General features: G+C 55.2%; 7 protein-coding genes. 1 reads left to right on the forward strand and 6 read right to left on the reverse strand.

What is annotated here, in order from left to right; genetic code table 11:
* Positions 1-140: 140 nt before the first annotated feature.
* The 5 genes from PHD76_12425 to PHD76_12445 all read right to left on the reverse strand — a co-directional run bounded on the left by PHD76_12425 (position 141) and on the right by PHD76_12445 (position 8,084).
* On the reverse strand, positions 141-1,253 hold the full coding sequence (locus PHD76_12425) for a response regulator (GenBank protein ID MDD5262642.1): 1,113 nt from the start codon (positions 1,251-1,253) through the stop codon (positions 141-143).
* 6 nt (positions 1,254-1,259) lie between these two features.
* A complete protein-coding gene (locus tag PHD76_12430) occupies positions 1,260-3,752 on the reverse strand; it encodes a CHASE sensor domain-containing protein (GenBank protein ID MDD5262643.1) in 2,493 nt (830 codons plus the stop codon).
* A gap of 1 nt (position 3,753) precedes the next feature.
* Positions 3,754-4,242 (reverse strand): YfiR family protein, encoded by a 489-nt coding sequence (locus tag PHD76_12435; GenBank protein ID MDD5262644.1) that lies wholly within the window; start codon positions 4,240-4,242, stop codon positions 3,754-3,756.
* Between the two features lie 125 nt (positions 4,243-4,367).
* Positions 4,368-6,254: a TonB-dependent receptor gene (locus PHD76_12440; GenBank protein MDD5262645.1), complete on the reverse strand. Its 1,887-nt coding sequence runs from the start codon at positions 6,252-6,254 to the stop codon at positions 4,368-4,370.
* A 732-nt stretch (positions 6,255-6,986) separates the two neighbouring features.
* On the reverse strand, positions 6,987-8,084 hold the full coding sequence (locus PHD76_12445) for a sugar kinase (GenBank protein ID MDD5262646.1): 1,098 nt from the start codon (positions 8,082-8,084) through the stop codon (positions 6,987-6,989).
* A 256-nt stretch (positions 8,085-8,340) separates the two neighbouring features.
* Here PHD76_12445 and PHD76_12450 point away from each other — a divergent pair, with 256 nt between their 5' ends.
* The gene (locus PHD76_12450; protein MDD5262647.1) at positions 8,341-9,699 is read left to right on the forward strand and encodes an outer membrane beta-barrel protein; all 1,359 of its coding nucleotides are present in this window, start codon (positions 8,341-8,343) and stop codon (positions 9,697-9,699) included.
* Here PHD76_12450 and PHD76_12455 read toward each other — a convergent pair.
* Complete coding sequence (locus PHD76_12455; GenBank protein MDD5262648.1) at positions 9,696-11,273, reverse strand: hypothetical protein; 1,578 nt, start codon at positions 11,271-11,273, stop codon at positions 9,696-9,698. The genes PHD76_12450 and PHD76_12455 overlap by 4 nt on opposite strands.
* Positions 11,274-11,582 lie beyond the last annotated feature (309 nt).

The raw sequence follows: 11,582 nt of genomic DNA on the forward strand, positions 1-11,582 counted from the left end.
CCTTCAACCTCTATCCCCCTGACAAGGGGGAAGTAAAGGGGGTTTGTGTTGCCCGCGAAACACGCGGAAATCTGAAGGCTGAAAGCCGAACGCCCGCAGGCTTTAAACTTTAAACTTTAGATTTATAACTCTGATACTACTCAGCGCGGCAGCGTGAAATAAAACGTGGCGCCTTCATCGACCTTGCCTTCGGCCCAGGTGCGCCCTCCATGGCGCGTGATGATGCGCAGCACATTGGCCAGCCCGATGCCCGTGCCATCAAATTCCTCCTTGCGGTGCAGCCGCTGGAAAACGCCGAATAATCTGTCCGCATGCTTCATGTCAAAGCCCACGCCATTATCGCGCACAAAAATCACCGTTTCCCGCTCCTCAATTCTGCAACCGATTTCGATTTCAGCCGGGTTGCGCGGGCGGGTGTATTTAATGGCGTTGGACAGAAGATTGCTGAAGACCTGTTGGAGCAGGGAAGGGTCCGCCTGCACCAGGGGGAGGGGACCTTTCTTCCATACAATATTCCGCCCTTCGATTTCCGGCTGCAGCCTCTGTATTACTGTTTCCAGCAAATCCTGAAGGTTGATCTGGGTGCATCGCATTTCGGAACGGCCCATTCGGGAAAAATTGAGCAGGTCGTCGATAAGACGGTTCATCTCCCTGGCTGAGTTGGCGATGAGATTCAAATAGCGCTTGTCGCTTTCTGAAAGCGAGGGGCCGATGGTGTCGTCCAGCATCTCAACAAAGCCTTCGATATGGCGGACAGGCGTGCGCAAATCGTGCGAAACAGAATAGGAAAAAGCCTCCAGTTCCCGATTGGCCGCTTCCAATTCAGCCGTGCGCTCGCGCACACGTTGTTCCAGGGCGGCGTTTTCCAGGCGCAAACGCCGGACCGTGAGCGCGCGGTCCAGCACGGGGAGGATGGCGCTTAATTTGAACGGCTTGAGAATATAATCAAGCGCGCCCGATTTCATCGCCTCCACCGCCGTTGTAATTGTTCCTTCTCCGGTCATGATGATCCCGACCAGATTGGAGTCCTTTCGGCGGGCGGCCTGCAGCAGCGAGATGCCGTCCATTTCCGACATCATCAAATCCGTCAAAAGCAGGTCAAATTTTGTCCCCTCCATCGCGCTCAGGGCCGCGGTGGCCGAGGAAAAACCGGTTGTTTCGTACCCGCGGTCTTTCAGCGTGTTGCACAACGCTTTCATTTGAGCGATCTCGTCGTCAACGATCAGAATCTTCGCCAAAGAAATGTCAGCCATAAAAAATCACGCTTTTGTTCGCGCCAGACACTCGGCCAGAGCTTCGCGCAATTCGCGCAACTTGGGAGGCTTGTTCAGGACACGGTCAACATGCGGCGGTATGTCGCCTTCTGCAGCCAATCGTTGTCCCCAACCGGTCAAAAGAATGACAGGCGTTAATGGGGAAATGCCCTTTATGGCCGCGGCAACCTGCCGTCCGTCCACATAAGGCATCCCGAGATCTGTAATGATGGCCGAGAACGGTTCCTGTGCTTCCCATGCCTTGCGGAACGCCTCAATGCCCTCCCGCCCTCCATTTGCAGTTACAATGACATGGCCGTCCATCTCAAGAGTATCGCGCAGCGACTTGATAATCAGCGGATCATCATCGGTGATGAGCAGGCGGAGTCTCGACGGCATCGTAAAGCCTGAAGAACTCGGGCTCGATTCGCCTGCGGGAGTTTCCGGCACCGAGAAGACAAGCCGGATCGTTGTTCCTTTTCCAATCACACTGTCAATTTCGATTTCGGCATTATGCCGACGGACAATGCCATGCACCATCGCAAGGCCGAGGCCGGTGCCACGCTCTCCTTTCGTCGTAAAAAACGGCTCAAAGCAGCGGCGGCGCGTGTCCTCGTCCATTCCCATGCCGGTGTCGCTGACTTCCACATGGACTTGCCGTGGCGCTGGATCCGCTGTGCCGGATTTTCCGGGTTCGGAAATTTTTGTCCGCAAGGTCAGAGTGCCGCCTTCGGGCATGGCATCGACAGCATTGAAGACAAGATTGACGAGCGCTTCACGAATCTCGCTCTCGACTCCCAGAATGGCCGGTAATTCCGCCGCCAGTTCCGTTTCCATTTTGATGAAATGTCCGCGCTGTTGCGGCATGTCGCTCCAGCGGGCGCGTGAAAGATCGATGACTTGTTGCATGAGGCGGTTCAACTGGACTGGCAGAAGAACCAACTGCGGTTCGCGCTGGCGGTAAAATTCCTTCATGCGCGAAACGGTCTGTGCGACATCGTCAATCGCATGCTGGATGGTGCCCAGGTAGTCGCGCGTACGGGCGCTCAAACCCGGCTCCGCTTCAAGCAGGGATTCGGTGTAAAGCGCGATGGGCGAAATGGCGTTGTTGATGTCGTGCGCGATGCCGCTCGCCATCTGTCCCAGCGCGCGCAAACGTTCCTGCTGCATCACGGCCTGTTGTGTTTGTCGCAAATCGTCATAAGCCTGGTGCAATGCCTCGTACAGTTGCGTCTGATGCGCGGCCAGGGCCACATGCTCGCTCATCTGCCGTAAAAATTCGCATTCGCCGCTGCTGAAGCCATTGGGTTGGCGGCGCGCCGTAATGAGTACGCCGAAAACCCTGCTTTCCACCAAAAGAGGCGCAGCGACAAGGGAGCGCAGCCCGCCGCCCGCAAGGCGTTGTGGGAATGGAAACTTGGAATTGCTGATATCCGGCTCGTAAACCAACTCTCCGCGCACACAGCGGGAAAGGCCGTTTTTATCGATATCCACGCTGGAGGATTTGGTCAGTGCCAGCTCCAACGCCAACGCTTCACTGCGAATGCCGACGCTTGTGACGGTCAAAGTTTTGGAGCCCTGCTCGTAGAGGCAAACGCACCCGAAATCGAGCGGCAAATCCTCCTCCAGGGTGCGGACGACCACCTGAAAGATGCTTTGCAAATCCTGCCGCTCGCTGATGGCGCGGGTGGTGCGGTGCAACAATTCAAGCCGCGTGAGCTGGGATTGCACCCGCTCCTCGGCGCCCTTTCGTTCCGCAATTTCCTGCCGCAAGGATTCATTCGCGGCCAGCAGGGCTTTATCGCGATCTTCGATGCTGGCCAGCAATTGATTGAAGGCGCCGGTGAGCTGCCCGGTTTCATCCCGGCCCTGTGCGGGTACACGGACCGTATAGTCCTTGTCTTCCGCAATGCGCTTCAACGTTTCAGCCAGGATGAGGATGGGCCGTGAAATGGGCCGTTGGAAGCGAGAGGAAAGCGCAAGAGCTACAAATACGGAACCGGTCAAAACCACCGCGGCAATCCCCAGGAACACATTGAGCTGACCATACATTTCCTCCAGGCCGGTTTGGATGTAAATCGTGCCGATGCGTTTCTCATTTAAAAAAACGGGGTGAAAGACAATCAGGCTGCCTCGTTCGAAGCGATACCCGTCGCCGGAAGGGCGGACCGGAAAATCGATTTTTTTTCCCGCCCGGGTGTATTGGGCAAACAAATTTCCTTTCTCATCATAAAGACATGCGGATGCAACGCTGGATTTGACCTGCAGCGCCTGCAGGGTTTCCTGCGCCGCATTCTCATCCTGAAAAGCCAGGGCGGCCTGGGTGTTTTTTGCCAGCACATCGGCCAATACCGTGGTACCGCGCACCATTCCTCCGCGAAAGTTGACGAATTGATAGGCAGCCAGCACGCCGCACGCAAGCAGGAGCGCCGCCGAGCAGGTCAGTAAAATGGCCAGCGTCAGCTTTCGGCGAATGGGCAGATCCCGCAGCCAGTTCATGTTAGTTGCCCCCCTCAACGACTTTGCCCAGGCTTAACAATTGTGAGCTGATCCTCAATCCCCTGCGCTGGGCGGCTTCAGGGTTGATGCTGAAACGCACCTTGCCCTCTTGAAGGTACAAATTGATGGCGCCTCCGCTTTGCGCAAACCCGCCGATCTCGCTCACCATGAGGATGGGTCTGGCATCCAGACTGGATAGGATTTGGCCCACATGGCCATCTTCCGACTTGCTGATGAAAAGGAGCTGGCAGTCTTTCAAATCCTCCACCCTTTGGGAGCGAATGATCGCCAACCTGTGATTATCGATGGATTCGCCCTGGATTATTTTTTCCAGCGCCCCCTCGAAGGGGTCGTCCCCCAGGACGCCGATGTAAAAGGGCGTGTCGCTAGTCGCAAAAGATGAGGTCGGCCATTTGACAAACTGCGCGAAGTTGTAGAGGAATGCCGCCTTGAGCTGGTATTCCTTCGACTGCGCTTCAGCGCGGCCCATGCCGAATGTGCTGATACATAGGATGAAAATCAACAGACCCCAAAACCGCCTTTGCCGTTCAAGGAATGGCCGTGGAAATAAACAGGATTTCATCCGCCCGAACAGCGAATGTCGTGTTGTGCGACTTAAAAATGCCATGAGATCTTTCCATAGACGCTGCGTTCAATTTGCACTTGCGTCGGGCTTGGGAATCCATACTCAGCATGCTGATCGTGCAAAAGATTTTGTCCGACAATGGAAATCTCAAGGTCCTTGGTTGGATGCCACGCCAGGCGTGCTTCGAGCTCAAAATAGTCCGGTACACCCCCGGGGTTGGGGCCGTTATTGATCGTCAACCTGTCCACCCAGCGTAATCCGGCGTCCAACTCGATGTTTTGCGGCAGATCCATCGAGGAACGGAATGAAAATTGATTCTGGGGGTCCGCGGTCTCGTTAAGTCCGTGCGTAAAATCGACTTGTCCCGGTTTGACGTGGACATGTTCCTTGAGAAAATCATAGCCCGCGTGCAAACGCCACCAGTCGAGCATTTGATAATCGGCGCTAACCTCAACTCCGTACGTCTCGGCTTCAAGGTTGTTGTGCAAATAAATGGGTAAATTGAACGGGGCGGTTGCAGTTGTGCTCCGGATATCGTCATAGTCATTGTAATACGTTGAAATAGAACCTGAAATCCTGTCCGCGAGCTGGGCGCGATATCCCAATTCATAGGCAATCAATGTTTCCGAAGTAAACGCCGTCGTGCCGCTCAGAATGCTCCCCGGCAGGGGCGACGGCAGGCCCGTGGGTTGCGCCGAATCATGGTCGATCCGCGAGGGTGTCCGCACCGCGCGTGAAATTGCACCCCAAATCATCTGTTTCGGTGTAATGTTCCACTGCAAACGTCCGCTGGGTTGGAATTCAAATCCGGTATAATCGTTGTGCTCCAGCTTCGTTCCCAGAGTCAGGAACAAATCGTCCAGAAGTTTGATCTCGTCCTGCACAAAACAACTCCAGAGATTTTGTTCCAGTGGAGCTGGGTAAAAGGCCAGCGTCGGGGCATTATTATTCTGGTCGTGCGTGAAGCGGTAACCCGCGCCCCAGGTGATTTTGTTGCGGTCACCCACGGCAAAGCGGTGTTGAAAATTCGCATCGTAGGTATCGAGGCTGTCTGAAAAATTGCCGCCCGGCTCGAACGTGGTGCCCAGAAAAATGGACGGGCTGGTCGGCTTGGATAGGTTCGTCCGGTCATAGTACAATTGCAGGCTCATGTCCGAATCAGGCGAAAAGGTGTGGGACCAGCGGCCAATGACATTCTCGCCGCTCTCAACATTCGTTCCCGGTGTTGGTACGGTCCCGGAGGCGCCGTTGTAGTAATCGCCCTGCAATGTGAACTTGTCGTCCGACGTGCCGGCCGTATCGAGGCGGAATCCCCCGCGTCCCTCGCTCCAATCGTCCGTGGCGGTGGCGCCATTGGTGAAAACTTCATTATTCCGGTCGAAATACGTACCGTACACCCGGAAATAAACGTCGGGAGCCAGCTTGCCGCCATAACGAACCGCTGTGAAATCCTCCAATTCTGTTCCCGCGCCGGCTTCCGCATACCAGCCTTGCGTGTCCTGTGCGCTTTTGGAGATTACGTTAATGACTCCGTTGACCGCGTTTGCTCCCCAGAGCGTCCCGCCCGGCCCGCTGATCACCTCGATCCGGTCCAGGTCTTCCAGCATCACATTTTGCACGTCCCAAAAAACTCCCGAAAACAGCGGCGAATAAACCGTCCGCCCATCGATCAAGACCAGAAGCTTGTTGGAAAGATTCGCATTGAATCCACGGGCGCTGATATTCCAGTCATGCGCATTGTCCTGCGCCACCTCCAGGTTGTCTGCCAGTCGCAGTGCCTCCGGCAGGCTCGATGCGCCCGAACGGCGGATTTGGTCGTTGGTGATGATCTGGATCGCCGCCGGCGCCCGGCCAAACGGTTCGGGCTCCTTGGACACGGAGGTGACTTCCTGGTTCATCAACTCCTCCAAACTCATCTTTTTAAAAACCTCCGGCCCTTCCCATCGGGCGGGGGCTTTTGATGGATTGTCTGCGGTCGGAACCAGATCAACTGATGTTGTTGACGTTGCCGGGTCCGGTGGATTCTCCTGGGCATGCAGCAGATCCGCCAGAGTCAGGCCAAGGGCAAAACAACTCCATCGAATAAATATTCCAACTCTGGTCCATTGCCTTGATCGACACGCTTGATTCATCGATAGGCAATGCATCAGGACCCCCTTATTGGATTCGGAGTTTGAACGACGGGAAAAAACCCGCGGGTTTGGAGGCTATTTCAAGGCCGGAAAAACGGAGCTTTGAAATGAACCTAATATAGGGGAGATGATTCCGTTTCAAAGTCATAAACAATTCTAATCCAGCAATATTTAAAACTTATTACTCCCGCCTTTCTTACAGGTATTGCCTATTAGAGGTCAAACCAAAAGGCGAAGGGGGGGGACTGAAGTTTTAAGTTTGTAAGTCTTAAGTTATAAGCAGCTCTCAGCCGCCAGCTTACGGCACTCAGCAATCCCCTCTAATCTAAAGGGGCGGAAAGTGAGCTTTAGCGAACGCTTCGGGGCGAGTGGTCATTCCACTCGCGAAGTCTATGTCTATCAGAGTTCCTTCTGCCTCTATCCCCCTGACAAGGGGGAAGTAAAGGGGGTTTGTGTTTAACTACGAACCAGGAACGTCTTCACGTCTTGGCGTTAAACCTCGATAGTCTTGCGCCGTCAACGCACAACCCGCGCGCTGCCGCCTGACATCAATTTCTCAACCTCTTTCAACGTCGCCATCGACGTGTCGCCCGGCGTCGTCATCGCCAGCGCCCCGTGCGCCGCGCCGTAGTTCACTGCTTTTGCCGGATCTCCCGACGTGAGAAAACCGTAGATCAACCCTGACGCAAAGCTGTCGCCACCGCCGACCCGGTCGTAAATTTCCAGATCGGGCCTGTAGATCGATTCGTAAAAGTTTCCATCATGCCAGCAGATGGCACCCCAGGAATTGACCGTTGCCGATTTCACCGTGCGCAACGTGGTCGCGGTGGCTCTGAAGTTGGGGAATTCCTTCACTGCCTGCTCGATCATTTTTCTGAAACTGTCGATTTCGATTTTGGAAATGTTTTCGTCGAGACCCTCCACATGCAAACCGAGGCAGGCCGTAAAATCCTCCTCGTTCCCGATCATGACATCCACATAACGCGCGATCTCACGGTTCACTTCCTGGGCGCGTTTCTGGCCGCCGATGGATTTCCAAAGCGAGGGCCGGTAGTTCAAATCATAGGACACAATCGTGCCATGCTTTTTGGCTGCTTTGACGGATTCCAGCACCAGGTCGGGTGTGGTATCCGAAAGCGCGGCGAAAATGCCGCCGGTATGAAACCAGCGCGCGCCCAGTTTGCCGAAAAGATGCTCCCAATCGATGTCTCCCGGCTTCAGCTTGGATGCGGCGCTGTTGCCGCGGTCCGAAACGCCGACCGCGCCGCGTATGCCATAACCGCGCTCCGTGAAATTCAGGCCGTTTCGCACACTGCGCCCCACGCCGTCGTCGGGCACCCACTTGATGAAATCTGTATCGACGCCGCCCTGCAGGATGAAATCCTCGATCAAATGGCCGACTTCATTGTCCACAAACGAAGTCACCACGGCGGTTTTCAGGCCGAAACATTTGCGCAGTCCGCGCGCCACATTGTATTCGCCGCCGCCTTCCCAGGCTTTGAAGGAACGGGCGGTCCGGATGCGTCCGTCGCCCGGGTCCAGGCGGAGCATGACCTCGCCCAGTGAAATTTCATCGTACCTGCAGGTCCCGGCGTCTCTTAATTTCAGTGCCATGAATTGAACTTTCTACGTCCTGTTAAATCTATGTGGATGTGGTTTTAGGCCGGTCATCATAATTGGGGGGGGTATAAATTGCAAGAATTCGGGTACCAACAGCAAATCGTCTGAGACAAATTCTGAATCCTTCATTCCACATTTTGTATTTAGGGGGTTGACCTCATTCGCAAAACAATTACCATCTGTTTACACGACTGCAAAATTGCGATTTGTGGATTGTATAACATAATCATAATCAATGACTTGGATCCATATGACTAAACAAACTTTATGCCTTTGCGCGACTCTCCTAATCAGCAGCGTTGCCCTGGCCGATACCGGCACGACAACCGTCCCGGGCAAAGATCTCGGCAAAACCATCGACAAGGTGAACTATGTCGAGACGGATGTTCCCGGCGTCAGGCTGAATGGTTATGTGGATGTGGGTTACACCTATAATTTCATCGGTGCCGGCAGTCAGGTCACAAACCGCTTTTCACAGGATTCCCACTCAGCGGGGGATTTTAACGTCAATGCAGTTAAACTGACTCTCGAAAAACCCCTGAGCGACAAGAATGAACTCCAGGCCGGTTTCCGCGTGGATGCCATGCTCGGTGAAGATGCCGCAGCCGATGCCAACGATAACTACAGCACGGCCTTGCTGCAGGGTCTCAACGGCGACGGCACCCAAGGCCATGCCAGCAGCTTTTTTGTCGAACAGGCCTATGTCACGATCCGCGTTCCCTATGGCAATGGCATCGACTTCAAAGTCGGAAAACAAGTCTCATGGCTCGGCTATGAAGCCGTCGAGCGCCCCTCCAACCTCAATATTACCTACGGCAATCTTTTCCAGAACATGACCCCGCTTTCCGGCACGGGCGTGTCGGCGGAATACAAGTTTTGCGACATCGTGGACGCAGGCCTGAAGGTCACAAACGGCTGGGATGCCGACACCAATGGCGGTCAAAGCTTTGATATCGGAACTCCTGTCAACGACGGCTACGCAATTGAAGCCAAATTGAACATCAAGAACAAGGCGGGCAATGCCAACATCCAGCAGTCCGTTTTCTACACCTGGGATTCTTCCTACCTGATTACCAGAGACCAGGGCGTCGCCCAATATAACAACGGGAATGCCGTTGTGTATGACGTCTGGGGCAACTGGGCCCCGAAATGCACCCGGGACAAGCTCCTGCTCGGCTTTAACACCGATCTGGGCTTTGCCGAAATAGACAGTTGGCCTCATGCCAACGACACAACCACCACCACATGGTGGGGAGCGGCGCTGTATGCCAAGTATCAGTTCAACAGCATTTACAGTTTGGCTGCCCGCGCCGATTATATACACACGGATGATAGCGGCCAAAAATTTGGCGCAGGCTACCCGACCAATGGCGGTGGAAGCGCGCAAAATTTTGGCGGTTATCTTGCGGGGTATAACAATGAAGACATATGGAGCCTGACCCTGACCAACGGCTTCAACATTGTGGACAACCTGCTGCTGCGTGCGGAATACCGCGTTGATATCGGAGACGATGTTACACGCACCACCAAGCTCAACGGTTTTGGCAATCCTCTTGGCACCGGCAATATTGCCAACACAGTCTCCGTCGAGGCCGTTTACACATTCTAGTGTTTTTGCTGCAGCAAACTTTGCTTTTCAGCGTCGGAGAGCGATGAGTTCTGGATGGCCGTGGCGGCGGCGGTTGGATCAGTTTTTGACCAACGCTGGTAAATTTTCTGGGTTTGATCCAGGCGCGTCTGGGTGTCGCCTATGGTGACCGACCAGAGGAGGGCTCCCTCAGGGTCACTGCGGACAACCTGATTGGTAAAGCCCAGTATCGCGGAGTCGCGGTTGCTGCCGGTCGGCAGTTGTTGCAGCCAGGTTGAAGCCTGGTAGGAGTCTTTGCGCGCCCACTCCGTGGCCATCGTGGTGTACACCCCGTTATTTTGAGTGCCGGCCGGCAGGGATGCGATCCATTTGGCGGCAGCGGCTGGATCGCTGCTTGCCCAGCGGCCGGCCACTGCGTTGGCCAGGGTGGCTTGGGCTTCGCCGGTCAAGGTCAGGGCGTAGGCGGCAGCGGTTTGGGGATCACTGCGGGCCCACTGGTTGGAGAGAGCGTTGATCACCTGGGTTTTTGTAGCGCCATCGGGCAGTGTTTTCAGCCAGGAGACGGCGGCGGCGGAATCGCTGTTAAGCCACTGGGCGGCCACATTGCGGACCAAGTTCGCGGCTGTGTCGCCGGTTTGTGATTGGGCATAAAGAATGGCAGCTTTGGGATCGGTCGCCGCCCAGTTGTCCACGATCGTGCGCTGGGCGGAGTCGCGATCGGCGCCCGCCGGCAACTGGCCCACCATCCAGGCGATGGCGGCTTGCGGATCCTTTTGAGCCCACTGCGAGGCAATCCCTTGGAACGCGTTGGATCTGTCATTTCCGGCGGGCAACTGCAGGGCCATCTGCGTGGCCTGGCCGATGTCTTTGGATGCCAGTTGGCAGAAGAGAGTTCCGTATAGCCCTCCTCTAGCGCCAAACATGCCCCCCATCCGCCCGCCGCCCGCATTGGTGTCACCGCTGGATTGAAGCAACTGCAGGGCTTTTTGCGGATCTTGCAGGGCCAATTGGCCGATGGCGGCTTGCAGAGCCGCGGAGCGTTGGCGCGGATCGGTGATTTGCTGGATCTGGTTGATGGCTTCCTGAGGATTGCTGGCGGCAACGGCGGCGAAGACGCTGGAAATGTTCATCAAATTGGAGAAACGGTTTTTGCCATCCAGCGCGGCGGCCATGGCCCCCTTGGGATCCAGATCCGCCCAGCGCCCCATGAGCATGGAGGTTGCCTGGAGCTTGGCCATGCTTTGCGGCATGGATTCCAGTTGTTTCATGATATGGGCCATATCTTCCGCTTTAACGGTGTCGAGGTAGGCTGACAAATCCTTCATCATGCGGTACGGATTGCTTTCCTTGAGTATGGAATTCAGATCACTGGCGGGAGCTGTCAAAGGATTTGATTTGGACTCTTCGACGCCTGCTTGGATGTTTGTTGCGACTGAGGCACCCAAGCCGGCGAGGTTGGAGCTTCCGGAATGGCTGGCGGCGTGGGTGCCTGTGGTTGTGGAAGCCGCAGGCAATATGGAAAAATAGCTGCCTGCCATGTAACCGATGGCCAGGGCGGTGGTACTGCTGATGCCAAGCAAGAGGGGCAGTCTCATGAATGGGAATTAAACCAGAAGTCAGTGATTTTGTTGCATTAAACGGCTCTTCGCTGTTTTGAGTGGGTTGTCGAGGGGAGGATAAGGGCTGCGATTTGACCCGGCAAGTCCCCTTTTTTGAGGGACTTAAGCGCGTCCTGGCAGCGGGTTTACGATGATGTTTGAGACTTTTGCGAAAAAGCGGAAAAAGGGGTCAGTCGTCTTATCTTGACAAAACCCAGAAGGAATATAGACAGGTGATATGGCGCGGCAGGTCAGGATTGAGTTTGCGGGGGCCATTTATCATGTGATGGCACGCGGGGATCGGCG

Source organism: Candidatus Methylacidiphilales bacterium (assembly GCA_028713655.1).
Lineage (GTDB): Bacteria > Verrucomicrobiota > Verrucomicrobiia > Methylacidiphilales > JAAUTS01 > JAQTNW01.